The sequence below is a fragment of the Nitrospirillum iridis genome (assembly GCF_014205765.1).
GTDB classification, from domain to species: domain Bacteria; phylum Pseudomonadota; class Alphaproteobacteria; order Azospirillales; family Azospirillaceae; genus Nitrospirillum; species Nitrospirillum iridis.
Genome location: NZ_JACIIZ010000016.1, coordinates 20098 through 46822, shown reverse-complemented (window position 1 = coordinate 46822; position 26725 = coordinate 20098). Strand labels below are relative to the sequence as shown.

The 26725-nt window shown below is 70.0% G+C and carries 18 protein-coding genes; 7 read left to right on the top strand and 11 right to left on the bottom strand.

All coding sequences use genetic code 11. The features are described 5' to 3' along the window. Positions 1-14: 14 nt before the first annotated feature. Positions 15-2507, bottom strand: a complete 2493-nt coding sequence (locus tag FHS74_RS23850; protein ID WP_211106517.1) for a zinc-dependent metalloprotease — start codon at positions 2505-2507, stop codon at positions 15-17. A gap of 249 nt (positions 2508-2756) precedes the next feature. On the opposite strand from FHS74_RS23850, the gene FHS74_RS23845 reads away from it, so the two are divergent. The 5 genes from FHS74_RS23845 to FHS74_RS23825 all read left to right on the top strand — a co-directional run bounded on the left by FHS74_RS23845 (position 2757) and on the right by FHS74_RS23825 (position 12045). Beyond that, positions 2757-5861 carry a ligand-binding sensor domain-containing protein gene (locus FHS74_RS23845; RefSeq protein WP_211106516.1) on the top strand — a complete coding sequence of 1035 codons (3105 nt, stop codon included), beginning with the start codon at positions 2757-2759 and terminating at the stop codon, positions 5859-5861. Positions 5862-6042: 181 nt separating this feature from the next. After that, complete coding sequence (locus FHS74_RS23840; RefSeq protein WP_184806359.1) at positions 6043-7737, top strand: carboxylesterase/lipase family protein; 1695 nt, start codon at positions 6043-6045, stop codon at positions 7735-7737. A 137-nt stretch (positions 7738-7874) separates the two neighbouring features. Continuing rightward, a complete protein-coding gene (locus FHS74_RS23835; protein WP_211106515.1) occupies positions 7875-8294 on the top strand; it encodes a c-type cytochrome in 420 nt (139 codons plus the stop codon). Continuing rightward, complete coding sequence (locus FHS74_RS23830) at positions 8291-9508, top strand: DmsE family decaheme c-type cytochrome (RefSeq protein WP_211106514.1); 1218 nt, start codon at positions 8291-8293, stop codon at positions 9506-9508. The genes FHS74_RS23835 and FHS74_RS23830 overlap by 4 nt, the downstream gene beginning before the upstream one ends. Further along, positions 9505-12045, top strand: a complete 2541-nt coding sequence (locus FHS74_RS23825) for an MtrB/PioB family outer membrane beta-barrel protein (protein WP_184806356.1) — start codon at positions 9505-9507, stop codon at positions 12043-12045. The genes FHS74_RS23830 and FHS74_RS23825 overlap by 4 nt, the downstream gene beginning before the upstream one ends. A 1-nt stretch (position 12046) precedes the next feature. On the opposite strand, the gene FHS74_RS23820 is transcribed toward FHS74_RS23825, so the two are convergent. Next, positions 12047-12730, bottom strand: coding sequence for a class I SAM-dependent methyltransferase (locus tag FHS74_RS23820; protein ID WP_184806353.1), 684 nt, complete (start codon positions 12728-12730; stop codon positions 12047-12049). Positions 12731-12807: 77 nt separating this feature from the next. Here FHS74_RS23820 and FHS74_RS23815 point away from each other — a divergent pair, with 77 nt between their 5' ends. Next, positions 12808-13590, top strand: a complete 783-nt coding sequence (locus FHS74_RS23815; RefSeq protein ID WP_184806350.1) for a YdcF family protein — start codon at positions 12808-12810, stop codon at positions 13588-13590. Continuing rightward, positions 13590-14633: an amidohydrolase family protein gene (locus tag FHS74_RS23810; protein ID WP_184806347.1), complete on the top strand. Its 1044-nt coding sequence runs from the start codon at positions 13590-13592 to the stop codon at positions 14631-14633. The genes FHS74_RS23815 and FHS74_RS23810 overlap by 1 nt, the downstream gene beginning before the upstream one ends. Here the strand turns inward: FHS74_RS23810 and FHS74_RS23805 are convergent. From FHS74_RS23805 to FHS74_RS23765, 9 genes are all read right to left on the bottom strand, one after another. After that, the gene (locus tag FHS74_RS23805; RefSeq protein ID WP_184806344.1) at positions 14582-15325 is read right to left on the bottom strand and encodes a methyltransferase; all 744 of its coding nucleotides are present in this window, start codon (positions 15323-15325) and stop codon (positions 14582-14584) included. The two genes, FHS74_RS23810 and FHS74_RS23805, sit on opposite strands and share 52 nt — an antisense overlap. An 8-nt stretch (positions 15326-15333) precedes the next feature. Further along, on the bottom strand, positions 15334-16344 hold the full coding sequence (locus FHS74_RS23800) for a radical SAM protein (protein ID WP_184806341.1): 1011 nt from the start codon (positions 16342-16344) through the stop codon (positions 15334-15336). 4 nt (positions 16345-16348) lie between these two features. Then, a complete protein-coding gene (locus tag FHS74_RS23795; protein ID WP_184806339.1) occupies positions 16349-17821 on the bottom strand; it encodes a B12-binding domain-containing radical SAM protein in 1473 nt (490 codons plus the stop codon). Between the two features lie 15 nt (positions 17822-17836). Continuing rightward, complete coding sequence (locus tag FHS74_RS23790) at positions 17837-18640, bottom strand: class I SAM-dependent methyltransferase (protein ID WP_184806335.1); 804 nt, start codon at positions 18638-18640, stop codon at positions 17837-17839. Beyond that, complete coding sequence (locus FHS74_RS23785) at positions 18633-20033, bottom strand: B12-binding domain-containing radical SAM protein (RefSeq protein WP_184806332.1); 1401 nt, start codon at positions 20031-20033, stop codon at positions 18633-18635. Before FHS74_RS23785 ends, FHS74_RS23790 begins: the two co-directional genes overlap by 8 nt. Then, positions 20030-21520: a B12-binding domain-containing radical SAM protein gene (locus tag FHS74_RS23780; RefSeq protein WP_184806330.1), complete on the bottom strand. Its 1491-nt coding sequence runs from the start codon at positions 21518-21520 to the stop codon at positions 20030-20032. Before FHS74_RS23780 ends, FHS74_RS23785 begins: the two co-directional genes overlap by 4 nt. A 99-nt stretch (positions 21521-21619) precedes the next feature. Continuing rightward, positions 21620-24607: an SLBB domain-containing protein gene (locus tag FHS74_RS23775; RefSeq protein ID WP_211106513.1), complete on the bottom strand. Its 2988-nt coding sequence runs from the start codon at positions 24605-24607 to the stop codon at positions 21620-21622. A gap of 28 nt (positions 24608-24635) precedes the next feature. Continuing rightward, complete coding sequence (locus FHS74_RS23770) at positions 24636-25577, bottom strand: glycosyltransferase family 2 protein (RefSeq protein WP_184806324.1); 942 nt, start codon at positions 25575-25577, stop codon at positions 24636-24638. A gap of 5 nt (positions 25578-25582) precedes the next feature. Next, positions 25583-26566 (bottom strand): GumC domain-containing protein, encoded by a 984-nt coding sequence (locus tag FHS74_RS23765; RefSeq protein ID WP_184806321.1) that lies wholly within the window; start codon positions 26564-26566, stop codon positions 25583-25585. Positions 26567-26725: the final 159 nt, after the last annotated feature.

Below are 26725 nucleotides of genomic sequence, written 5' to 3'. Positions count from 1 at the left end.
GCATTTGGATCCCGTCAGGGCAAATCCATCCAGTCGCTCTCCCCGCCGATCGGGTCACCCGGCGGCACATCCACCGCGCGGGGCCGGTCGGCCAGCAGCTTGTCCGCCTGCTGGGGGTCCAGCAACTGGCGGGCCAGGCTGATGCCCCAGGCGCGTTCCTCCGCGTCACCCCGGCCACGGGCCAGTCCCTCCGCCACCTCATGCACCCGCTGGTCCAGCAAGGCCGCCACCTCCGGCGTGGTGCCGGGGCGGCGCGCCACCTGGGCCATGGTGACGAGGGCGCGATAGGCGACGCGGCGTGTGATGGCATCGGTCCTTTCGGGCAGCACGGCGGCCATCAGCCGCTCCAGCACCTCATTCACGCCCGGCGCCTGGGGGTCGGCCGCGTGCTGCGTCTCCAGCCGCGCCAGGCGGCTGGGCGCCAGCAGGGTGCTGAGCGTGACGGTGGACGCGACGTCGGCCGCCACCAGCGGATCGAACACCGGACCGCCGGCCGTGGCGAACAGCTCGATATCGAACTGGCGGTTGTCGCTGCCGTTGCGGGCGGCGGACAGCAGCGGCAACAGGCCGGCCGGCACCCGCAGCTGATCGGCCGACAGCGTGGCCAGCAGCACCGACAGGGCGGCGCGCTGGGTATCCGCCGGCACGGGGGCCGACGCCTCCCGCCCGTCCCCTTTCACCGAATAGGCGAAGGTGACGCCGCCAACCGACTTGGCGGCGGCGTTCACCTGATAGCGGTGCAGCAGCCAGATGGGGACGAAGCGCCGGCGCAATTCCGCCACCGCCTCGCCCGGCGCCAGCGCCTTCAGGCCGAACTGGTCGATGGCGGCGCGGCGCACGCCCATCAGGCGGGTCAGTTCCGCCACCGGGTCGGCGCCGTCATCCCACAGGCCGCCCCAGGGCTGCGCCGTGTCCGGCCGGCGGGCGTTGTCATCCTGGACATAGCGCAGGCCGGCGGCCACCGCCGCCGCGGCCTTGGCATCGGCCGCCGCCTGGTCGTCCTGGCCGCTGGGCGCCGCGCCGTACAGCCAGTCCACCGTCGCCAGGTCCCAGGCGCCCACCCCGGTGCCATAGGCGTCCGACAGGTCGGGATGGCCGTCCACCAGGCCGATGCGCGGGGCGGGATAGTCCATGACGGAGGCGCGGCCCTGGGTGCTGGCGGCGAAGTTGTGGGCGAAGCCCAGGGCGTGCCCCACCTCATGCGCGCCCAGCTGGCGCAGGCGTGCCAGCGCCACCTTGACGGGATCGTTGGCGCCGCCCGTGCCGATCTTGTCCGCCCCCACCAGGCCCTGGAAGATCAGGATGTCCTGCCGCACCCGTTCGGAGCCCAGGACCACCATGCCCTTGACGATCTCGCCCGTGCGCGGGTCCACGATCTCCTGACCATAGGACCAGCCGCGGGTGGCGCGGTCCACCCAGTTGACGACGTTGTAACGCGCGTCCAGCGGGTCGACGCCGTCCGGCAAGGGTTCGGCCTTGAAGGCATCGATGTACCCCGCCGCCTCGAAGGCCTGGGCCCACCAGGTGATGCCCTCCAGCAAGGCGGTGCGCATCGGCTCAGGCACCGTGCGGTCGAGATAAAAGATGATGGGCTTCTTGACGCGGGAGCGGGCGGCGGCCGGGTCCACCTTTTCCAGGCGGAAGCGGTTGGCCACGTCGTGCACCACGTCCTGGCCCAGGGGTCGGCCATAATCCACCGCCTGGGTGGAGAAACCGCCCATGCGCGGGTCGAAGGCGCGCGGGGTGAAGCCCGGCCCTGGCAGCCGCACGAAGCTGTGATGGACGGTGAAGCTGACCTGCCGGGCATCGGGCGCGATGTTTTCCACCTCCGCCCCCGGATGGTCGGAGGTGTAGGTCTGAAGGGCGTCCACCTCCAGATTGTCGGGAAACAGCTTCAGGGTGGTGGGGTCGGCGGCGCTCAAGGCCGCATCCAGGCGGAAGCCCTTGCCCGCCCCCTGCGGCGCGCCGCCGGTGCCGATGGCGTCGCCCTCCTGCCCCAGCGACTTGGCGATGCCCAGCGTGTCGGCCGCCAGGAATTTCGCGATGTCCACCGCCACCCGCCCATCGGGCAGCGGCACGGCGTCGCCCATCCACACCAGCGACGTGGCGAAATCGACGCTGGCGCCCGGCGCCGTCGGGTTGCGGAAACGGGGGTTTTCGAACTGGATGGCGACCTTGCCGCCCAGCAGGCGAAAGGCCAGCAGCTGGGTTTGGCCGATACGGCCCCGGTCCAGGAAAGTGGGGGCGGAGCCCAGGCCGGTGCGCAGCGCCGGCGTGTAAAGATAGCGCGCCATCACCCCGTCCGCGCCCGGCGCCGGCAAGGTCAGGAAGATCTTGCCCTGCCCCTTGTCCACGCGCACCGGCATCAACCCCTCCTGCACCGGCAGGGCCTGCACGGGGGACGGCGGCGACTGGGACGGGGGCGCCGCCGCCAGCGCGCACGGGGTCAGGGACGCGGTCGAGGAAAGCAGCGCCAAGCCCAGCGCCGCCGTTAAGAATTGCCGCACGGGATGCCCCCAAAAGGTCGTTGGTACCAAAGGTCGTTGGTAAAGGTGCGATGGCCAGCACCACGATGGGTCAAAGGGCGGGCGGCGCACAAGGGGCCGGCGGGATGCCACCTTGAAAAACCACCTGGGATTGGGAAGGCGGCATAGTATCCACCCTTAGGATTACTGACCGGAAGACAGCATCATGCACCGCGACGGCCGGGTGCCATGGCGGCCCATACCTGCTATGGTCCTGGGATTCAACGCGGTATGGGCAACATCTTGGGCGCGATGCGGTTTGGCGGACCCTTTTTCCCCGGCTTGAGGCTATGCGGCACCGTCCTGCTGCTCTGGCTCGCCGTGGTTTCGGCGTCACCCGCCGTGACAGCGGCGGAACGCTGGTCCGGCCTTGCGGAAACCGTTTTCCAAAACTACGGCCGCGACCAGGGCCTGCCGCATCCGGTTCCGACGGCGCTGGTCCAGGACCATGATGGTTTCCTCTGGGTCGGCACCCAGGGCGGCCTCGCCCGCTGGGATGGCTATCGCTTCAAAAACTACGCCGCCAGCCTGGACAAGCCGGGTAGCCTGCCCAACGACTTCATCAAAAGCCTGCATGTCGATCCCAAGGGCCGGCTCTGGGTCGGCGCCAACAGCCTGGCGCTCTATGACGCCGCCAACGACCGCTTCGAAACCATCCCGCTGGGCGCCATCAACGGCCGTCCCGACATCAACACCATCGTCGACGATGGCGGCGGGGGCCTGTGGGTCGGCACGGATGACGGCCTGCGCCATCTGGATCCCGGCAGCCGTGCCGTGTCGACCTTCCGCGCCGGCGACCCCGGCGCCACAGGTCTGCCCCGGAGCCGGGTGCAGGCGATACTGCGGGACAGGAGCGGCGGCTTGTGGGTCGGCACCGCCACCGGCCTGGCCCACCGGGCCAACGGTGACAGCGACCTGGCCGGCGTGCCGCTGGGCGACAGCGCGCAGGCCAACGTCTCCGTCCTCCACCAGGATGAGGAGGGCCGCGTCTGGGTCGGCACCATCCGATCCGGGCTGTTCGTCATCGACCAGCCGGGCGAACGGCCCCGGGCCCTGGCCCCGGGCGCCACGGAGCTGCTGGGCTGGATATCTGCCATTTCCCCGGCCGGACCGCATGAGATCTGGGTGGGGCTGCGCAACCGCGGCATCGTCGCCATCGACACCCGCACGGGGGCGCGGCGGACCATCCGCCATGACCGGACATTGCCCAATAGTCTGGCCCACGACGACATCTGGGCCATCACCCAGGACAGCGCCGGCTCCCTCTGGGTGGGGGGAACCGGCGGCCTCAGTTACCACCCGCACGACAGCGGCCTGATCTCCACCGTATCCGGCGGCGCCGGCGACCGGGCCGATGGCCTGAGCGCCAGCGACGTGTTCTCCGTCATGCCCGCCCGGGACGGCCGGGTGTGGCTGGGCTATTTCGACGGCGGCGTCGACGTGGTCGACCCCATGGGCGCCCGGGTGGCGGCGTTGCGGCCCGATCCCGCCCGGCCGCAGGCGGCCTTGCCCGCCGACATCGTCTTTTCCATGGTGGAGGACGCGGCGGGGCGGGTCTACATCGCCACCCGCCGCGGGCTCTATCGCGCCGACGCGGCGGCGACGACGGTGGAGCGGGTCACCCTGCCCGGCCGCGCCCCCGCCGCCCCCACCATATCGCTGCGCTTCCATGACGACCGCCTGTGGGTGGGTGGTGAGGCCGACGGTCTCAGAAGCTATGCCCTGGACGGCCCCGGCGGGACGCCCGGCCACCTCGCCGTCACCGGGCCGGAGGCGACGGACGCCATCCCCCTGTCCGACCCCTCGGTACGCGCCCTGCTGCCGGGCCCACCGCACGTCCTGTGGGTCGGCACGCGCAACGGCCTGAACCGCCTCGATCTCGCCACCGGCGCGGTGGAGCGCATTCCGCCGGCCCCTGGCGACCCGCAAGGCCTGCCCGATCCCTATGTCACCAGCCTGCTGTTCGACGCCAAGGGCCGGCTGTGGGTGGGCACTTTCGGTGGGGGCCTGGCGCTGATGACCGGCCGCGACGCCGATGGCCGGCCCCGGTTCCGGCATTTCGGCCTGGCCCAGGGCCTGCCGCATCCCAATGTCTGCAGCCTGCAGATGGACGGCGCCGGCATCATCTGGGCGGGCACCGACGACGGGCTGGCCCGCATCGATCCGGAAACGCTGGAGATTCGCGCCGTGCGCCGCGCCGACGGGTCCGCCCTGGTGGACTATTTCGTAGGCGCCAGCGCCACCACCCCGGCGGGTGAGACCCTGTTCGGTTCCAAGGGGGGGCTCACGGTGGTGCGCCCGGGCACCCTGCCCCCCTGGCGCTTTCCCGCCCCCGTGGTCGTCACCGACCTGCGGGTGGGGGGCCAGCCCGTCCCCGCCGGCCGGGCCAAAGGCGGTGACGGCCCCCTGGTGGTGACGCCGGAAGCCAACAGCCTGGCGGTGGAGTTCGCGGCGCTGGACTTCACCGCACCGTCCCGCAACCGCTACGCCTACCGCCTCGACGGCTACGACCACGGCTGGATCGAGGCGGACGTGAACCGCCGCCTGGCCGTCTACACCAACTTGCCGCCCGGCAACTACACCCTGCGCCTGCGGGGCAGCAACCGCGACGGCGTGTGGACGGAGCGTGACCTGGCGTTGGCCCTGCGCGTCCTGCCGGCCTGGTACCAGACGGCCTGGCTGCGCCTGCTGGTGGCGGGCGTGGTGGTGGTGGCGATGACCCTGCTGGTGCGCTGGCGCACCGGCTATTTGCGCCGCCGCCAGGCGGAGCTGGAACACCAGATCGCCGAGCGCACGGCCGACCTGCGCGCGGCCAACGACCGCCTGCTGCACCTGGCCACGACCGACCCGCTGACCGGCTGCGACAACCGCCGGCATTTCATGGAGCGGGCGCGCGAGATGATCGCCCTGGCCAACCGCCACCGGACGCCGCTGACCCTGGCCATCCTGGACCTGGACGATTTCAAGCACGTCAACGATACCCACGGCCACCCCGGCGGCGACGCCGTGCTGGCCCTGACCGGCCGCATCATCGCCGGGCACGTGCGCTCCACCGACGTGGTGGGCCGCATCGGGGGCGAGGAGTTCGCCCTGCTGATGCCGCACACCGCCGCCCCTGGCGCCCGCCTGCTGGCCGAACGCCTGCGCCAGGCCATTGGCGAGGGCCGTGTGGACATGGATGGCGGCGACGCCATCCGCGTCACCGCCAGCCTGGGACTGGCCGAACTGCGCCCCGGCGAGGATTTGGACGGGCTCTACGTCCGCGCCGACGCGGCGCTCTATCTGGCCAAGCAGGCCGGCCGCAACCGGGTGGAAATGGTGCATCCGGCGGGGTGAGGCCCCCTCGCGGACCTTAGCGCGGCCTGGCCTCATCCCCCAGCCGGACATCCCCATCCGCCCTCTCATTGCCCCTCCCGGTTTTTATGTTACCGTTATCAGAGACCCTGACGCCGACCGCCCCCTTTTCCATCGCGGACGTCACGCCGGGGTCGCCAAGAATAAAGCTGGTAGGAAAATCATGCCCCTGTCCCTCAATCGCCGCGCCTTGCTGCGGGCCGGTGCCGCCGCCGTCGCCGCTCCCTATTTCTGGGTTCCCGCCCGTGCCGGTGAGGGCGTCTGGTTCACGCGGACGGTGGGCCCCTTCGTGGAGGTGGAGACAACGGCCGGCCGAATCCGGGGCGGGCACGACCGGGGGGCGCTGGCCTTCAAGGGCATTCCCTATGCCGGTTCCGTCTCCGGCCGCAACCGTTTCAAGGCGCCGCCCAAGGTGACGCCGTGGGCGGGCGTGCGCGACGCCACGCGCCTGGGCCCACCCGCCATGCAGGGCCCCGGCACCACCTACGGCGAGCATGAGGCCGCCTATAGCGAAGACTGCCTGGTGCTGAACGTCTGGACCCCGGCGGTGACGGACGGGGCCAAGCGGCCGGTCATGGTCTATTGCCACGGCGGCGGCTTCACCACGGGCAGCGGCGGGCAGCGCATCCAGGACGGCGCCCGCCTGGCCGCCACCTATGACGTGGTGGTGGTGGCGACCAACCACCGGCTGGGCCTGTTGGGCTATCTCTACCTCGGCGACCTGGGCGGCGCCGACTACGCCACCTCCGGCAACCAGGGCATCCTGGACATCATCGCCGCCCTGGGCTGGGTGAAGGACAACATCGCCACCTTCGGCGGCGACCCCGGCAATGTCATGGTGTTCGGCGAATCCGGCGGCAGCGCCAAGACCTGCGCCATCATGGCGGCGCCGGCGGCCCAGGGCCTGTTTCATAAGGCCGGGATGCAGAGCGGCCCGCTGCTGCGCGCCCAGCCCAAGGACGTCGCCACCGAAACCACGCGCCGCGTGCTGGCCGCCTTCGACATCGCGCCCAAGGACCATGCCAGGCTGCTTGAGGTGCCGGCGGAGAAGTTCGTCGCCCTGCAACTGGCCGCGGAGAAGGGCCAGGGGCCCCTGACGGTGGCGACCCGGGAATGGCAGGCCAACCATCCAGCCCCCCCGCCCAGCGTGGCGGCCCTGCGCGCGCCCAAGCCCGGAAACTGGGGGCCCGTGGTGGACGGCACCGTCCTGCCCACCCATCCCTTCGACCCCGTGGCCCCCGCCCTGGTGGCGCATGTCCCGCTGCTGATCGGCGCCATGCGGGACGAGGCCGCCTTCTTCGAACGCGACCATCCCGACTTCTTCCATATGGACGCGGCGGCCCTGACCGCCCATGTCCAGCGCGCCTTCGGCGACGACGCCGGCCGCATCCTGGCCACCTACCGCCAGACCCGGCCGGACGCCACGCCGGTGGAACAGGGCATCGCCATCGAAACCGCCCTGTCCATGGGCAGCGGCACCGCCACCCTGGCCGACCGCAAGGCGGCGCAGCCGGCGCCCGTCTACCGCTACCGCAACGACTTCCAATCCAACATCGCCATCAAGGGCACGGACTGGACGCTGCGCGCCGGCCACGCCATCGACATCTCCATCACCTTCCTGAACACGGAAATGCCGGACCTGCAGGGCGACGGCCCCGGGCTGGTGGACACCGCCAAGGCCGTCAGCGGCTATTTCACCAGCTTCGCGCATACGGGCGTGCCCAGCGCCGCCGGCCAGCCGGCCTGGCCCAAATACGACACCAGGGACCGCGCCGTCATGCTGCTGAACAGCCAATGCCGGGTGGCCCAGGACCCGGACGGGGCGGAGCGGGAGATGTGGCAGGCGCTGGGGGCCTGAGGGCCATCCCGCCGGCGATGCCTCCCGCCCCTGGCCCAGGCGAAGAATTTTCCGCGCGCGTCATTTTCCCCTGAGCGATGGGGAATATCCCGCCGGTCCCACCCGTCTGAGGGGACAGGGACTGAGGGAGCCGACGCATGACGCCGAAACGATATCTGTTTTCCACCCTGCTGCTGCTGGCCGGGGCGCTGGGCGCGCCCTTGGCCGCGCATGCGGCGGGCGACGTGGCCGCCGGTGCCACCATCTTCAAGCGATGCGCCGCCTGCCATTCGGCGGAGCCGGGCGTGAACAAGGTCGGGCCCAGCCTGTTCGGCGTGGTCGGCCGCCCGGCGGGCGCCATCAGCGGCTACAGCTATTCCCCCGCCGTCCAGCAGGCCGCGGCCAAGGGCCTCGTGTGGTCGGAAGAGGGCATCGTGGCCTATCTGGCCAATCCGCACAAATATCTGGGCGATTTCGTCGGCGATCCCGCCGTCCCCAACAAGATGCCCTTCAGCCTCGCCGACGAGCAGCAGCGCCGGGATGTGGTGGCCTATCTCAAATCCCTGGCGCCGCAATGATCCGGCGGGCTCTCCTTGGTCTGTCGCTGGTCCTGGGCCTGGTCGGCGCCGCCCAGGCCCAAGGCGCGGATCCGTCCCCCGACCCGGCCGCCTGGCGGGCGGAGATGGCGCGCATCCACGCCGGCACGGTGGATGCCGAGGCCCTGGCCCGCATCGATACCGACCTCGCCCACACCCACCAGGGCGTGCTGACGGATGCCGGCGCGCCTTACCCCAGCCTGAAAGCCGCCCAGTTCACCGCCCCCGCCGCCGCCCCGGCGCCTGTGCCAGCCCCGGCCACGACGGCCAAATGGACACGCCTGGCCAGCTACGCCGAAGCGCCGAAGGCCGAGCCCGCCAAGCCGGAACCCGCCAAGCCAGAGCCCGCCAGGCCCCAGCGCACCTATGTCGGGCGGGAAACGTGCGAGACCTGCCACCAGCAGGAGGCGACCAATTGGGCGCACACCGTGCATGCCAAGGTCTTCCAGCAGAACCCGCGCACGGAGTTGCAGGCGCAGAACTGCGAAGCCTGCCACGGCCCGGGATCGGCGCATGTCGAGGATCCGTCGGACCTCACCACCATCATCAGCTTTTCCAAGAAAAGCAAAACGCCCATCGCGGAGCAGAACGGCCAGTGCCTGGGCTGCCATGCCGGCGGCCAGCGCATCTTCTGGCATGACAGCGTCCACGACAGCAACCAGCTGGGCTGCGCCGACTGTCACAACCCCATGACCACCTTCGGGTCGCGGGGCCTGACGGCGCGGGAAAGCATCAACGAGACCTGCTTCCAGTGCCACAAGGCCCAGCATGCGGAGTTCGCCCGCCGGTCGCACATGCCCCTGCTGGAAGGCAAGCTCAGCTGCACCGACTGCCACAACCCGCACGGGTCGACCACCGCCCCCCTGCTGAAGGCCGACAGCGTAAACGAGGTCTGCTTCACCTGCCATGCCGACAAGCGCGGCCCCTTCCTGTTCGAGCATGCGCCGGTGCGGGAAAGCTGCCTGAACTGCCATTCGCCGCACGGGTCGAACTTCGAGAACCTGTTGAACGCGCCCCGCCCGGTGCTGTGCCAGCAGTGCCATTCGCAGGACGGCCACCCCGGCAGCCTGCTGACGGCCGGCAACATGGCGCGGGGGCCCATGCCCGACCCCCGGCTGATCGCCACCAGTTGCCAGACCTGCCACGTGAACATCCACGGGTCCAACAGCCCCTCCGGCGCACGGTTCGAACGATGAGACAGCGTCAGAAAAACCCCACCCGGTGGCTGCCCACGCGGTACCTGGTCGCGGCCGCCATCGTCGAAATGGCCACCGCCCCCGTCGCGGTGACGGCGGCCCGCGCCGACAGCGGCACCACCGGCTATGGCGGCCCCGGCAACGTCCTGAACCCCACGGCCCAGGTGATGAATCGGGCGCGGGACGACGATGGCCTGTCCATCATCGACGACGTGACACGGACGCCCACGGGCCTGATGTACCCGGTGCCTTTCCGCACCCCGGACATGAAGCAGAGCCAGGGCGATCCCGACTGGTGGACCCAGGGCTGGTTCGAGGGCGGCATCATGGGCACCTTCGGCCAGGACAGCCGCTCGGCCGCGCTGAACGAATACGGCGACTGGAAGAACGGCTTCACCGTCACCAGCCTGGGCTTCCAGGCGGAGAACCGCAAGACCGCCCTGCACGTCTCCGCCTTCGGGCAGAACGTCGGGCGCACCGACCAGTATTACCAGGTGGATGTGGGGCGCTACGGCGTCTACGACCTGCAGGCCTATTTCGACAGCATTCCGCACACCTACTCCACCACCGCCAAGTCACTGTGGGATGGCGCCGGCACCGGCACCCTCACCTTGCGCGGCGGCCTGACGCCCGGCGGATCCACACCGGCGCAGGTGAACGCCGTGGCGGCGGCGGTGGGGCCCAGCACGCTGCGCATCCTGCGGGAAAAGGCCGGCAGTTCGCTGACCTACACGGCGGATGAACATACCGAGCTGTTCCTCAAGATCTCCGACGAGCGGCGCGACGGCACCCAGCCCATCAGCGCCACCTTCGGCTATCCGTTCCAGAACGGCGCCACCCAGCTGATCCAGCCCATCCACTACCAGACCGTCGATGTCAGCGGCGGCGTCCGCTACAAGGAACAGAACTTCCAGGCCAACCTGGCCTATGCCGGATCGTTCTTCCGCAACGACATCCTGGACCTGACCTGGCAGAATCCGGGGCTCACGTCCAACACCACGCCCGGCGCCTATATCCCCCAGACGGGCCGGCTGAGCCTGGCGCCCAACAACGACTATCACACCGTGAAGGGCGACCTGGCGGTGCAGCTGTCGCCGGCCTCGCGCTTCACCGCCAGCCTGTCCTACAGCCTGATGCGGCAGGATGACGAGCTGCAGGCCCCCACCACCGGCGGCGGCCTGATCACCAGCGGCGCCAACACCATCAACCTGAACCAGTGGAACAGCACGGCCGCCCTGAGCCAGCCCAGCGCCAACGCCGCCATCAACATCCTGAACGCGGTGGCGCAGTACCATTACGCCGTCAGCCCCGACCTGGGCCTGACGGTGGAAGTGCGTGACCGGGACGAGGCCAACCACACCAACTATGTCGCCTACAACCCGCAGACGGGACAATACGGCTATATCGCCATCGACGGCGGGCTGGCGCACTTCATCCCCAGCCTCAGCGGCATCTATCGGGCGAACACCCCGGGCAGCCTGGTCCAGATCCGCAACATGCCGTTCGCCAACAACAATCTGCAGGTGACGGCCAAGGCGGCCTATCGCCTGGACACCCATTGGAAGCTGGACCTGTCGTACGAGAACGACACCATCGACCACACGGTGCGTGAGATCGCGGACGCCCACGACAACATTGGCCGGGTGCAACTGAGCACCACGGGGTATGAATGGGGCACCGCCCGCCTGTCGTACGAGGTGGCGCGCCGCATCGGCAGCGACTACCAGTCCAATCCGTATACGCCCTACTATTCGTCCGCCCTGCCCGGCTACATCCCGGCGACGCCGGCGGGTGACCCGGCCTTCGCGCTGGCCGACCTGCGGAAATTCGACGTCGCCAACCGGACGGAACATGCGCTGCGCGGCCAGGCCAACTACATCCTGTCACCGCGCAGCGACCTGCAACTGACCGGCAGCCTCAAGGTGGACGATTACGACGCCGCCTACGGCCTGCGCTCCACCCACGCCTTCGACCTCACCACCGCCTACACCCACCAGCTGTCGGCGGCGACCACGCTCACCGGCTATTTCACCTATCAGAACCAGGACAGGGGCGTGGCCAACATCAACGCCACCGGTTCCGGCACCAGCACCACCGCCGGCGGTGCTGGCTATCCCCTGGCCAATGGCTGGACGGAAACGGTGGGGTCGGACAACTACACGCTGGGCCTGAACGCCCATCACAGCTGGGGTGCCGTCTCGCTGAACGCGGACTACACCTTCACCCGCGCCAGCACGGCCATCGACTACGCCTTCACCAGCACCGGCGCCTTTTTCAACACCCTCAGCGCGGCGCAGGCCGGGAACAGCTTCCCCGCGATCACCTATGACAGTCACGCGCTACAGACGGACGTGCGCTGGCAGATGTCGGAGGAGCTGTCCTATCGCCTGTACTATCGCTTCAATTACGAGCGGGTGGTGGATTTCCACTACACCGGCCTGACGGCCGGCGCGGTCAACAACAACACCTACCTGGGCGTCATTCCGGAGAACTATACGGTCCAGACCATAGGCCTGCTGGTCCAGTATGTGTTCTAGCTCAGCGCTTGACGAAGACCACCTCGGTGTAGCGCTCGCCCGGCATCAGGCGGTTGTCGGGCCCGAAGACCACGTCGGGCGCCAACCGGTCGGACGGAATGGTCAGCGCCACGTCGAAACCCGCCGCCACCCTGGTGTCGCGGAAGCGGAAGTTGGTGGTGACCAGGCACAGCAGGCCGCCCGGCTTCAGGCAGCGGGCGAAGTCCGCCACCATGGCTTCGAATGTCGCGAAGTGCAGGATGGGGTCGCAGCGCTGGGCGCCATCGACCGTCAGCCGGCCGTTGCACAGCACGGCCAGGCAGAGGATGGCGTCATACGCGCCATCCGGTTCCCCGGCGGTGCTGTCGCCCACGGCGAAGTCGACGCCGGCCAGCCCCAAGACACGGGCGCGGCGGCGGGCCACAGCGATGTTGCGCGGATCGATGTCGATGCCCTTCAGCCGCGCCTCGGGGAACAGGCGGCGCAGGCTGGCAACCTCCTCCCCCACGGAGCAGCCGAAGGACAGCAGGCGCCGGTCCGGCCCATCACCCAGCCGGTCACGCACGACGCTGAACAGCCAAGGATAGCGGTCGGGCGCCGTATAGCTGAACGGCTGGAAGCGCCGGGGGGAACGGCGCCAGGGGCCCAGGCCGCGCAGCAGGCGCAGCGGCGCCCTCATCAAGTCCGGTATCGTCCTGGTCGTCATGGTGGGCGCTCCAACGCGGTAAGCCGGAACTCTAAGAATATACGCTGTAAATTCAAATACTTGATTGTTGATATGCCATGGTGACGCCGCTGGAACTCTTCATCGTCTCCAAGCTCGGCTGGGCCTTGGTGGCCCCCAGCCACCTGCTGGCGTGGGCGGCGGTCGCCGCCGCCGGACTGGCGGTCCGCCGTCACCCGGCGGCGGCCCTGCCGGCGACGACCTGCGCCCTGTCGCTGCTGGTCCTGCTGCTCCTGCCGGTGGGCGACTGGGCGCTGCGGCCCCTAGAGGGCATGTATACACGGCCCGCGGTGGAGCCCGCCGCCATCGACGGGATCCTGGTGCTGGGCGAAGGACTGAGCGGCGAAGTGCTGCAAAGCCGTGGCGTCCCCGGCGTGGGGCCGGACGGCGGCACCCTGCTGGCGGCGGCCTCCCTCGCCCGCCGCCATCCGGAGGCGCGCCTGGTTTACAGCGGCGGCTCGGCGGCGTGGGGCAAGGCCGGCGTGCCGGAAGCGGTGGTGGCCCGCCATATCTTGGACGACCTGGGGCTGGCCGACAACCGGGTGAGCTACGAGGCACGGTCGCGCACCACGCTGGAGAACCTTGTCCTATCCAAGGAAATGGCACGGCCGGCCCCGGGCGGGACCTGGCTGCTGGTGGCTTCCGCCTACCACATGCCGCGGGCCATGCTGGCGGCGTCCCGGGTGGGCTGGCGGGTGATCCCCTGGCCATCGGACTATTTGACGACGGCGCAAGGGCCCGGGCCCCCGCTGTCACTGGCCACCAATCTAGCCCATCTGGACTTGGCGGCGCATGAGTCCCTGGGCCTGCTGGTGTACCGCCTCACCCACGGGAGCCCCTGATGTCGCCATGCTGGCTGGGCCCCACGGCGCCCCCCCCCGGCCTGGCGGAAATGGCCGCCACGTACGGCGCGCGGCTGGGCGATTGCATCGCCTTCCCCGGCCTGGTGAACTCCCACGACCATTTGGCCTTCAACTGCTATCCCCCCACCGGCACCCCGCCTTACGACGACTTCCTGGAATGGAGCCGGGACGTCCAGGCGGAGAAGGTGCTGGTCGACCGCATCGAGGCCGTTCCGGCGTCAGCACGCGTTCAGATCGGCCTGCTGAAGAACCTGCTGTGGGGCGTGACAGCCGTGGCCGATCATGGTGGCGCGGCCGGCCGGGGCCCCATCCAGGTCCTGGCGCCCTACCAGGATCTGCACTCCCCCGAACTGGCCCCGCCTTGGCGCTGGATGACCGGTCTGGGGCCGGCGGTGCTGCACCTGGCGGAGGGGGTGACCGCCGACAGCCGCCACCGCGCCTTGGCGTTTCTTAAGGGGAACCTGCTGCGCCGCCCGGTCGCCGGCGTGCATGGGGTGAGCCTGGCGGGCAACGACTTCCAGCGCCTGGCCGCCCTGGTGTGGTGCCCCGCCAGCAACCTGTTCCTGTTCGGCCGCACCACCGATGCCGCGGCGGCCCTGCGTCAGACCCAGCTGCTGTTCGGCACCGACGCCACCCTGTCCGCCCCCGGCACCCTGTGGGATCATCTGCGCCAGGTCCGGGGCCGCGTGGCCGACGCCGAGCTGTTCGCCTGCCTGACCTTCCGCGCCGCCCGCTTCTGGCGGCACACGGCACCCAATGATCTGGTCATCGCCCGGCGGACGGCATCGGACCCGTGGGACGCCTTCTTCGCCCTGACCCCGGCGGACCTCCTGCTGGTCGCCCGCGGTGGCCGGCCGGTGCTGGTCGATGACCGGCTGGAAGCGCCCCCCGGCTTCGGCGCGCTGCGCGTGGGCGGCACCCGCAAGCACCTGGCCCTGCCGGTGGCGGACCTGCTGGCCGCCGTCAGGCCTCAGGTGGAAACGACGGCCCTGCTTGACCGGTTCGGCAACGCCGCCGAATAGATCGCCAGCGTCTCCACCCCGAAATGCCGCCACAGCACCCGCTCCACCACCAGGCCGGATTGGGCCAGGCCGTTCAGCATGCCGGCGCAGTCGCCATGGCTGGTCAGCACGAAGTAGGCCTTGCCGCCGGGCTTCAACATGGCCGGCAGTTCCGCCGCCAGCCGGTCGATGACATCCGGGCTGCGCCACGACTGTTCGAACGTGGTGGTGGGGGTGCCCCGGAACTTGGGCAGGGAGAACAGCACCACGTCGAAGGCGCGGCCCGCCACCGGGGCGAACAGGTCGCCCTGGTGCAAATCCACCGCCACGCGGTTCAGGATGGCGTTGGCGCGGGCGCAGGATACCGCCTCCGGCACCACATCCACCGCCGTCACGCGATAGCCGCGCAGGGCCGCGAAGATGGCCAGGACACCACAGCCGGTGCCCATGTCCAGCGCCGTCGCCCCCTCCGCCGCCGGTTCCAGCAGGGGTGAGATGGCGATGAATTCCGCCAGGAATTGGCCGGTGCGGAAGACCACGGGGTTGAACACCCCCGGCCAGACGACGAAGGATCGGCCCCGGATCTTTTCGAACACCGCCCGGCCCAGGCGGCGGCGCAACACCGCGCGCTTGGCCACCGTCCACGGCGTCCACAGCAGGCGGGTGGTCGCGGAGACGGGCGGCGGCGGCGGGGCCGGCTGAAGAAGCGGCATGATGGAGCTCATAGCTTGAGGGTGCAGACGCAGCGCCGGCACGTGGGGTTGGTGTCCATGTCCAGACCAGCGCGGAAGGCGCGCGCCACCGGGCCGTTCAGGACCTCCGGCAAGGTCGCGTCGCGCAGGTTGCCGATGGGTTCATGGAAAAAGCATGGGCGCACGGTGCCGTCGGCCTCGACCACGGCGGAAACCCAGGGCGCGTTGCAGCGTACCGATGGCGGGGCGGCAACGCCGCGCGCCGCCCGGTACTGGGCGCTGATACGGCGCAGGCGGGCGGGGCTTTCCTGGATGAAGCGGCTGGCGAAGTCGCCGCCATGGCGGGCCGCCAGCGCATCGAGGATGGCGTCCAGCGCGTCGCAATCGGCGGGGTCCAATCCCACCTCTTCCATCCGTTCCCCTTCCCAGGCCTGCGGCCGATTGAAGGCGGTGGAGGCGAGGTCGGCGCCAAGGAAGGAGATGCTGTCCAGGCCCAGGGCCTTGGCAGAATCGACGGTGGCCGACATCTCCTGGAAATTCCCCCGCTGGACCACGCAACGGGCCGCCACAGGGTAGTCCGCCCGCTGTCGGCGCAGCGCGTCGACGCCGGCGGCCAACGAGGCATAGGCGTCCTTGATGCCCCGGATGCGATTATGCGTGGCTTCGGGCCCGTCCAGGGAGACGATGACCTCATCGCACCAGGTGACGATGGCGGCGGCGTGCCGCTCCAGCAGCAGGCCGCTGCTGAGCAGGGTGATCTTCAACGGCAGCTCCTTGAGCGCCGCGCACAGCGCCCACAGGTTGGGGTGCAGCAGCGCCTCGCCCCCCGACAGCACCACCCAGCGCACACCCAGCGCCCGGAGATCACCCACCAGCCGCTCGACCGCCGCCGGTTCCAGGCTGGTGCCGGCGCGGTTGGCTTTCCAGATGTCGCACATGATGCAGCGGCAGTTGCAGCGGCTGTGCGGCATCAGGGTGATCACCGGCACCCGGGACAGGCGCCGGCCCCGCCAGGCGCGCGTGAGGGCGAAAGCGGCCACGGCCTCAGAACCCCTGGATTTCGGGACGCTGATAGGGGAACACCTTGTCCAGCAGGCGCAGCTCCACCGGGAAGTCGTAGAACTGCGCCTTATAGCGCCAGGATGCCATGGTGCGCAGGGCGAAGCGGCCGGTGCGGGTCAGGCGGGTGTCGGTGATGGTGGGGTAGGCGGCGTGCAGCACACGCTGGAAATTGCCGATCTTGCGGCGGATGCGGTCGGTCATCCACGGCAGGTCGGACGACAGGTGCTGGGCGAACTTCTCCCATTTGGCATCGGTCCAGGTGGCGACGTCCTTGGGATATTCAAAGCCCGCGGCCTGCGCCTCCTGCAGCATGGCGCCCTCCACCGGCACCGGGCTGTAGATGTAGAACACCACCTCCGTCGCCGGATTGACCTTCTTCAGCAGCCGTATGAACTGGATGGTGTTCTCCGCGTCCTTCTCAGGATCGGGAGGGTTGCCGATGATGAACGACATCTCCGGCACCACGTCGTGGCGGCGCATCTTCTCGGCCACCGCCAGGATGGCGTTGCCATCCTGCTTGCCGCCCTTGTTCATGCGCTTCAGGGTCTCGATGTCACCGGACTCCGCCCCCATGAACACCATCTTCAGCCCGCTCTTGCGCATCTTGGCCCAGGTGGCGTCGCTGAACTTCAGCATGGTGTCGGCCCGGCCGAAGCCCCACCAGCCGATGTCCAGAGGGGTGATGCGCTCCGCGAACTCCGCGCAGCGGGCCTCATGGACGAAGAAGTTGCTGTCGTAGAATTCCACCGCCGTGGCGCCGTGCTCCCGCACCAGCTTCTCCACCACGGCGGCCGTCCGTTCCGCCGTCTGGGCCGAATAGCGACCGTTCACCTTGTGCACCACCGCGCAGAAATTGCACTGGAAGGGGCAACCGTAGCTGGCGTGGTGGGCGATGGTGCGGGAACCCAGGAAGGACGACCGCACATAGGCGTCCATGTCCACCCGGTGATAGGGGAAGTCCGGCAGGCTATTGATGTCCGGCACCGGCGGCTTCTGGTTCAAGTGGACGGTGCCCGCCGCGTCGCGCCAGCCCAGGCCGGGCAGGCCGGTCACATCCTCCCCCGCCCGCACCTTGCGCACGAAGTCGCCGAAGGCCAGTTCGCAATGGCCGCGGAAGACGTAGTCCACATACGGCTCCTGCATCACGATCTGGCCGTGCAGGGTGGGGAAATAGCCGCCCCAGATGATGGTGAGCTCCGGGAAGTCCGCCTTCAGCGCCCGGCAGAGGGGCGACGCGTTGGACAGCTGCGGCCCGGGCATCACCGTCACGCACAGGATATCGGCCTGGGTCTCGACGATGGCCTGGCGCAGGGCCGTCAGGCCATCGGGCACCAGGTTGCCGTCGATGATGCGGTAGTCCTCCCGACCTTCCAGCATGGCGCCCACGGCCATCAGCGACATGGGCAGGACCGGCTTCTTGGAGGCGGAACTGACGGGGTTGTAGAACAGGATCATGGGCCGGCGTTTCCCTTAAACATGCCGCAGCACGGTCAAATGATGGTCCGCCCCATGGGCCAGGGCGCGCGCCAGGCGGCCCCAGCGGGCGGCCCGCATCTCCCACCGCATCAGGCGGGTCAGGCGGCGGGGCTGGCGCTCCAGGCGCGCGAACAGGTCGGACGGCGGCAGGAACAGGCCCACCGGGTGGACGGACAGCACCTGGAACGACGGGGCGAAAGCCCGGGCGATGTCACCCGGCGTCCAGTAGCGGATGGGAATGGTGGTGCCGCCGATGTCGGCGGTGGAGCGGCCGGACCAGCGGCGCATGGCCGTGCGGTGGCGCCGCGCGCCGTACCACAGCGTCTCCCACGCGCAGAAACGGCCCATGACCACCAGGGCCACAACGCCGCCCGGCGCCACCGCGCGACTCAGGGCCTGGGCCAGGGGCGCCAGATCCATCGCGCAGTTCAGCGCGCCGAAATTGGACAGGACCACGTCATGGGGGCCCCCCAGGTCGCCGGGCGCGTTCAGGTCCAGGATCCGCGTGGTCACGCGATCGCTCATGCCAAGGCGCGCGGCCTTGTCCGCCGTCACCCGCACCATGGCGGGGGAGCCGTCCGCCGCCGTCACCCGGGCGCCGGCGTGGGCCAGCCACAGCGCGTCCTCCCCCGTGCCGCAGCCGATGTCCAGGGCGCGCATGCCCGGCCGGACATGCGCGCCGACCCGATGCCATACGGCGTGGCGGAGCCAGCGACCGGGAACGCTGTGGGCGAAGCCCGCGTCGTAATCCTCGGCGAAGCTGTCGAAGGCAGCCGCCCGCGGAAGGGCCTCAACCATGTTCCACCTCATGCCGGGTGGCGTACATGGCCAGACGGCTCAAGGCGGACGACGCGCGCGCCTTGGCCTGGCGCAACAGGTCGCGGCGGGGGGCCGCCTCCAGCCGCCCCAGGCGGCTTTCCGCCGCCAGCCAGTGCTGGGCGTGGCGATAGAAGCGGCGGGACTTGCGGCCCACCACGGTCAGGGCGCGGTCGCTGCTTTCATGCCAGGCGCCGCCACCGGCGATACGATCCGCCACCGTGTCGTAGTAGGGCGTGCCCTTGATGGGATAGCTGATGGTGGTCAGCACGTCGTCAGGGGCGGACAGGCGCAGGTGGCGCGCCGTCTCGTCAATGTCCTCCCACGTCTCGCCATCATAGCCCAGCATGATGAAGGTGCCGGCGCGGATGCCCCGGCTCTGCACCAGGGCGATCATCTCCCGCATGCGCAGGGCGTTGGTGCGCCGCTGCATGGCATCCAGGATACGCTGCGAGCCGCTCTCCGCCCCGATCCAGATGCGGTAGCAGCCCAGTTCGGCCAGCCGGTCGGCCACCCGCTCGTTCAAGCGGTCTTCACGGGTGATGGTCTCGAACGGATAGCGCAGGCCCCGGCGCTTCATTTCGACCGCGAACTGTTCCAGCCACTTCTGGTTGATGGTGAACACGTCGTCGGCGAACCACAGCTGGTCCGGCGCGTAGGTGTCGCGGATCAGCTCGATCTCATCGGCCACGTTCTGGGGCGAGCGCCGGCGGTGGCTGTGGCCGAAGACGGAATGGCTGCACCAGGTGCAGGTATAGGGGCAGCCCCGCGCGACGATGAGCGAGACGGAGCGCACACCGTGATGCGTCTTCCACGTCTGGAGATAGCGTTCCAGGTCGATGGCGCCCCGGTCGGGGAAAGGCTGGGCGTCCAGGTCGGCGATCTGCTTGCGGGCCGGCGTGCGGCGCACGCCGCCATCCTCGCCCCGGTAGGCGATGCCGTGGATCTGGTCCAACTCCGCCAGGCCATGGCGGGCCAGATGGGGGATCAGCTCGGCCAGGGTCAGCTCCCCCTCGCCCGACACGACGATGTCGCCGCCGCGCGCCAGGTATTCCTCGGCATAGTTGGCCGGCTCCGGCCCACCGAAGATGACAATGGCGCCCGCCGCCTGGGCGGCCGCCGCCAGGCGCAGGGCGTTCCCCCGGGTCATGAGGTTCACGTAGAGGCCGACCACCGGCGGCCGCTTCTCGGTGATGGTCGCGATGGCCGTGGCCATATCCAGGAAGGTGCTGTCCATCACCTCCACCGCGAAGCCCTGGGCCTTGAGGTGGGAGGAGATATAGAGCAGGCCCAGGGGCGGATAGGGCTTCATCACCGCCCGCTCCGCCGGATCCGCCATCAGGAAATAGCCATGGGTCAGCAGGATATCGGTCACGATGCCGTCCTGCGCGCGGTTGCCGGATGCGGCATCAGGCGCAGCAGCTGCAGCCGCGCCCAGGACAGGGGAATGGCGACGCCGCAATAGGCGACGAAAGCCAGCGCCCGCAGATGCCCACCCCCCTTCGCCCTGCCGGCCAAGGCGTCACGCAACTGCGCCACCGTCCGGCGCAGGCGGAAGTCACGGTGCACATAAGCGTGCAGGTGGCGGTAAAAGGCGGTGACGTACGGGCCCCGGTACAGCATGGCCATGTCGGACGACACATCCCAATGCCGCTTGTCCCGCAGCTGGCTTCGCACCCGGTCGTGGAACACCGTCCCCGGCAACGGGTAGGAGACGGAGATGCCCATCTCATCCGGCTGGGTGGCGCGCAGCATGGCCAGGGTCTGGCCGATCTCCGCCATGCCTTCGCCGGGATAGCCGAATTGCAGGAAATGGCCGACACGGATGCCGGCGGCCTTGAGCCTGGCGGTCGCTTCCGCGATTTCCCCGGTCGAGAGATCCTTGTCCATGGCGTCCAGGATCTTCTGGCTGCCGGATTCCGCCCCCAGCCAGACGATGTCGCAGCCGGCGCGCTTCAGGTCCTCCACCGCGCCCTCCCGCAGCACCAGATCGGCGCGGCTGAGGCATTTGAACGGCACCTTGACGCCCAGGTCATCGATGGCGGCGGCGAACTCCCCCCACCAGCGGGGCTTCAGCCCCATGATGTCGTCCATGAACCAGATGTAGTCGGGCGCCGCCAAGCACACCAGGCGAGCCAGTTCCTCCGCCACCGCGCGGGCGCCGCGAACGGCGTAGCCCTGGCCCCAGATGGGCTTCGCGCACCAATTGCAGGAATAGGGGCAGCCCCGCGAGGTGACGAGGTTGAGCGCGAAGAAGCCGTGGTGCCGCCGCCAGACCTGACGGTAGGTCGCCATGTCCACCAGGTCCCAGGCCGGTGGCGGCAACGCGTCCAGGTCGCGCAGCACCTCGCGCCGGGGATTGCGCACGGTCTCCGCCCCCTGGCGCCAGGCCAGCCCCTTGACGGCCGACAGGTCATCCGTGCCGGCGCGCCAGGCGGCCGCCAGTTCGGCCAGGGTCGCCTCCCCCTCGCCCACGATCACGGCGCCGGCGCCAGCGTCGAGGTACAGGTCCGGGTGGTCGGCAGCGTCGGCGCTGCAGATGGCGACGCGGGCGCCCTTGGCCCTGGCCGCGGCGATCATCTCCAGCGCCGCCTGCCGCATGGACGACAGGCACATCTTCGACAGGTAATTGAAATTGTCGTCGTAGAGGACGGCGATGTCCGGCCGCACCTCCGCCACCCGCGCGCGCCAGTCCGCCGCCGTGTCGGCGATCATGGCGTCGAAGAAATGCACCTCATGCCCCGCCGCCTGAAGCGTGCCGGCGGCATACAGGGTGCCCAGCGGTGGGAACGGCTGATGTTCCGCCCAGCGCGCCGGGTCCAGGCGCAGGAAATAGACACTGCCGACTAGTATGCGAGGCATCCGCCATCCCATCGCGGAGAAAGACCGGGAACAGGCCCCCGCCCGTCCCTCTGAACCAAGGACGGAAACCGGGAGCCCTTTATTCCCCAGGGGGAGGCGTTACTTGGAGATCACCGCCAGCGAAGCGCCGGTGATGGCCAGCTGGCTGGTGACCTGGATGATGTCCATCAGGATGGAATCCCAGGTGAAGTGGCGCAGTTTGCGCGGCACGACGATGACGGAGCCGGGCGCCAGCTTGGGCGCGGCGGACAGCCACCCCCCGCCATTCACCTGCACGGCGGAACCGTCGGGCTGGATCACGAAGACATGGTCATCGTCCGCGATTTCCGTCATGCCGCCGGCCATGGCGATATAGTCGTCCACGCCGCGGTCGCCGCGGAACTGGATGCCGCCCGGGGCCATGACCTCCCCCGAGACCACCACGGCGCTGGGCTGGCGCGGCACGACCAGCTGGTCGCCCGGTTCCATGACGATGTCCAGTTCCGGATGGGCGGCGATCTCACGCGGGTTCACATGCACGGCGACCCGGCCGCTGGCCGGACCGGCGCCCTGACGCAGGCGGCTGATCATCTGGGTGACGTAGGCGATCTCCCCATCGGTGACCTGCACCTTGCCGCTGGCGTTGCCGACGACGGCAACGATCTGGCGTTCCAGCGCGTCGGCCTCTTTCTGCAGGGTGTCGCGCTGGGCTTCGGCCACCGACTGGCGCAGGAAGACCACGCCGGCCGGATAGGCCGCGTCGGTGAAGCCGCCGGCCCGCGCCAGCAGGGACGACAGATGCTCCCCGCGCAGGATTTCATACCCGCCCGGGAATTTGACCTCGCCCGCCAGGGTGACGTCTCCGGTGTCACGGTCGGAGAAGACGGGGTTGAAGCGCACACGGTCGAACGGCTTCAGCGCCACCTGCGCGAACTGCGCCACCGGCAGGCCGTAGCTTTGCCGCACGGTGCGCGACAGGCCGGAGGCGTTGTCGATGTCGGCCGACGTCACCTCGAAGGCGTGCAGGTCCACCTTGGGCGTCAGGCCGCCCGCCGCCTGCACCACCTTGTCCAGCGTGGCGCCGGGCATGACCAGGAAATCGCCGGGACTGTTGACCTCGCCCACCACGGTGACATGGTAATTCACCAGCGTGCCGACCAGCAGGCGGCGGGTATCGTCGTCCAGGCCCACGAAAAGGCGCAAGGGCGGCCGCCGGGGATGCTGGGCCAGGGCTTGGCTGGCGCCCAGCTGGCTGGCGCCGAGGGCGCCGGCGCCGGCCGGAAGGCTGGTGGTCTGGTCCTGGTCGTCGTCCGCCCGGGTGGTGGTGCCGTCCTGGCTGGTGACAAGGTCGGGCGGCGCGACGATGCCGGGGTTCAGCCGCTCCTCCTCCGGCTTGGGCGGGCCCTGGTCCTGGGATGCCTGGGGCTGCTGCCCCAGCTGCCCAGCGGCGAAAGCGGCATAGGCGGGGTTCGCGGCGGCAAGCGACGCGCCCTGGCCCGTCGCGGCGGCGCCCTGGCCAGCGGGCATCTGCATGCCCTGGAGGGCCGCCAGCTGCGCCAGGCGGGGGTCGGCCGCCATGCCCGGCGGCAAGGCGGCCGCCTGGGCCTGAAGCGCCGCGGCGGTGGCATCGGGCACCGGCGGCGGCGCCACCGGGTCGAAATGGTCGCTCACCTTGCGTGCCGGCGTCCGCTGCAGATCGCCCGCCTTACGGGCGATGTAGCGCATCTCCGCCAGATTGGTGATGTAGACGATGTCGTTGGATTGCAGGGCGACGTCGGCCTTGCCCTCCAGGACATCGGAAGCCGAGAACGGGATGACCACGCGCTGCAGCGTCGCCGGGTCCAGGCGGATGACGGCGTCGGCCAACAGATAGGGCAAGGGCCGGCCCGCCGTGGGCGCGAACATGTCGCTGGACGCCAGCAGGCCGCGCAGGCTGCGCACCGTTTCCAGGGGATAGGCGCCGTTCAGCGTGGTGGCGCCGCGCAGTTCCACCTTGGCCAGGGAAACATCGGCGGTGGGCGCCACGAACACCACGTCGCCGTCGCGGACCGTGGCGCTGCCGCCAGCACCCACCTGCACCATCTCGCGCCGGCCATCCTCCCGCGTGCGCAGGATGGAATAGCGGTAGCTGCCCCGCACCTCCGTCCCGCCGGCCATGGCCATCAGGGTGGACAGGGGGGCCATGGCCTGGCCGGCCGGCAACTCATAGATGGCCGGGCGCTTCACCTGGCCGACGACGGCCACGGCGCTGGTCTGCAGGGGCACGACGATGCGGTCGCCCTCCGCCAGGGGAATATCGTGGCCGGAGGCGTCGCCCATCAACAGGCTGTAGAGATCCAGGCGGAAGCTGCGGCCGCCGCGCACCACCTGCACATCGCGCAGCGACCCTGTGTTCTTGACGCCACCCGCCAGGCTCAGCGCGTCCATGGCCGTGCCCAGGCCGGACAGGTTGAACAGGCCGGGGGCGTTGACCTCCCCCGTCACCCGCACGGCGATCTGGCGCACGGCGCCGACGGAGACCAGCACTTCCGTCCCGGTCAGGGCGCGACCCGCGGCATCCTCCATATCCTCGCGGAAGACGCCGAAGGAGCGGCCGGCGCCGGCGATGGGCGGCAAGCCCGGGAACACCACCCGGCCATCCCGATCCACCCGCGTGCGGTAGCTAGCGTTCTGCTGCCCGCGCAGGGTCAGCACGATCTCATCGCCCTCGCCCAGGACATAACCATCCTGCAAGGCCCCGCTCTGCCGCACCATCACGGGGCCGCCCCGGCCGAAAACCTCATAGCCATACTGGCGGATGGGCTGGCCGGCCCGGGCGCTCATCAGCCTTTCGATGGACGAGGGCGGGCCGTAGGCCTGGGCAGCCTGCGCCTGGGGGCCATAGCCGGGTGGGTTCTGCACCTGCGTATCCGGCTGCAGTGCTGGCACGGTGGACTGGCCGGTCAGGCGCTGTTGCACCGTGCGCAGCAGGTCGCCCGTCAGGTCGTTGCCGTTGCCGCCGCCCAGCAGCTGCGACAGGGCCTGCGCTTGCGCCAGGCCCGGCGTCGCGCCCGACGCCAGCGCCGCCACCAGCAGCGCGCGACGCGCCCATATGCGGCCAGACATCATCGTCGCCCCATTCCTTTTCATCATCGCTTCAGGCCTTCACGAGCCAGGGTGTCTTGTGGAACGCCTGCCGGAGCAGCAGGCGGAATAACCAGGTCCAGGAGGGGGACGCCGGCACCAGGGCGCCGGACCAGACCCAGGCCGCCCGCAGGTCGCCCCGGGTCAGCCAAGCGGCGCGCAGCAGCGTGCTGGCGCGGATCTTGGGATGGTCGGCCGCCACGCCGGCGACCAGACAGGCCTGTTCGATGACCCGAACGTCGCTGGCCAGCCGCCCCTGCGGTTCCATGCCGCTGTGGAAGCGGCCGGGCCGTGCCCGCCAGCGCGAGATGGGCCGGTCCAGATAGACGACACCGCCCCCGGCCGCGCAGGTGAAGACAGCCGTGGCCAGCTGGTCGGTATGGCTTTCGTCCGTGGGGTCGAAACGGAGGCGCGCGACGCCGCCCAGCCGGTAAAGGTTGGCGCCCAGGGGACCATGGAGCATGGCGCCGGTGGCCAGCGACTGGGCCAGGAAGTCCCGCGCGGACAGGCCACCCGCCCCCCGCCACAGGATGCGCCGGGCCACACGCCGGGGCCGCAGGGCCTCATCCACGATCTCATAGCTGGCGATGCCCAGGCAGGCGCCAGCCCCCACCATGCGGTCGCGCAAATCGATCAGGCCGGTGCCGCGCACCAGGTCGCCCACCATCAGGAACAGGGCGAAGCCGAAACCCATCGCCTCCGCCGTCTCGATGGCGCGGTTCCAATTGGCGACCCGTCCCAGATTCCGGGCATTGCGGTGGACGGTGACCACGGCCCCCTGGACATCCCGGCCCGGCAAGGCGTCAGCACTGCCGTCGGTGGAGGCGTTGTCGCACACCACGATTTCGTAGCTGCCGGGGGGCAGCCCCGCCTCGGCGGCCGACGCCACCGTCTCGGCCAGCAGGGTGCCACCGTTGTGGCTGGGAACCAGAATGGCGATCTTGGACGCGCGCATGATGATCAGCGGCTTTCCACCGCGCGCCCGCGCAGATGGACGGCGGCGGCGGCCAGCAGGGCGCCCAGGATGACGCCCAGCGCCAGGAACAGGGGCCGGTTGGGCCATACCCGCTCCCGCGCGTCGGGCACGGTGGGCGGGTCGATGATGCGGAAGGCGAATTCCGTCTGGCCGGTGGCGTACATATAGTTCTGCAACGTGCGCTCATACGCGCTGACCAGGGCGGCGTTCAGCGCGTTGCTGTTGCCCTCCTTCTGGGCGCTGGCCATGGCGGAGCGCAGATAGGCGAGGTTGCGGTTGGCGTCGGCCAGCGCGCGATCGCGCAGCTGGGCGTTGGTCAGCGCGACCAGGTCGCGCGCCCAGCGCACCGCCAGTTCCCGATCCTTCCAGGTGATGGCCAGGGTGACGATGCCGCTGCGCCGATCCAGGGTGATGTCCCGGATGCTGCGGTTGAACAGCTTGAAGCCGCGCCGCAGGGTCGGCACCTCATCCGCCGGCACCATCCATCGCTTCGCCCCCGCATCCCACTTGCTGGCGAACAGGACGGGCAGCAGGTTCTGCTGCGTGGCGTAGGTGTCGAACAGCTCGCGCGAGCCGAGGACGGCCATCGCCTCATCCTCGTTGGACGAGGACTTGCCCAGCAGGCCGGCCACCCCGCCCAATCCACCCAGCCCGCCGAGCATGCCCGACGCGCTGCCCAGGTCCAGGTTCCCGAAGCCGGCGCCACTCTTGGACACCGGCATCACCAGCACCTCCACCCGCCAGTAGGAGGGCAGTAGGAAGGCGAGCGCGATGGAGGTTGCGACGCTGGTGAACAGCAGGAACGCGGCCAGGACGCCATGGCGGCGCAGGCGGCGCAGGAACAGGCCGACGCCATCCCCGTCACGCGCCACCCAGGCGGTGTCGGATGCCGGCGCCTCGAAGCCGGCCCCCTCGAATGCGGCCCCCTCGAATGCGGGTTGGGGAACGGCGCGGCCGGCCCACGCCAAATCTGGAGTATCCACGCCCACTGTCATCGCCCCCAATCACCCAAGACCTGGCAGAACGACGGACGGCGGCGGGCCGATATTCCCCAATTCCGGAAAAATATAGTGCTTTCCAGCGACCCCTCGCCGGGACCACCCTGCCCCCGCTTCGAAGGCCATCGC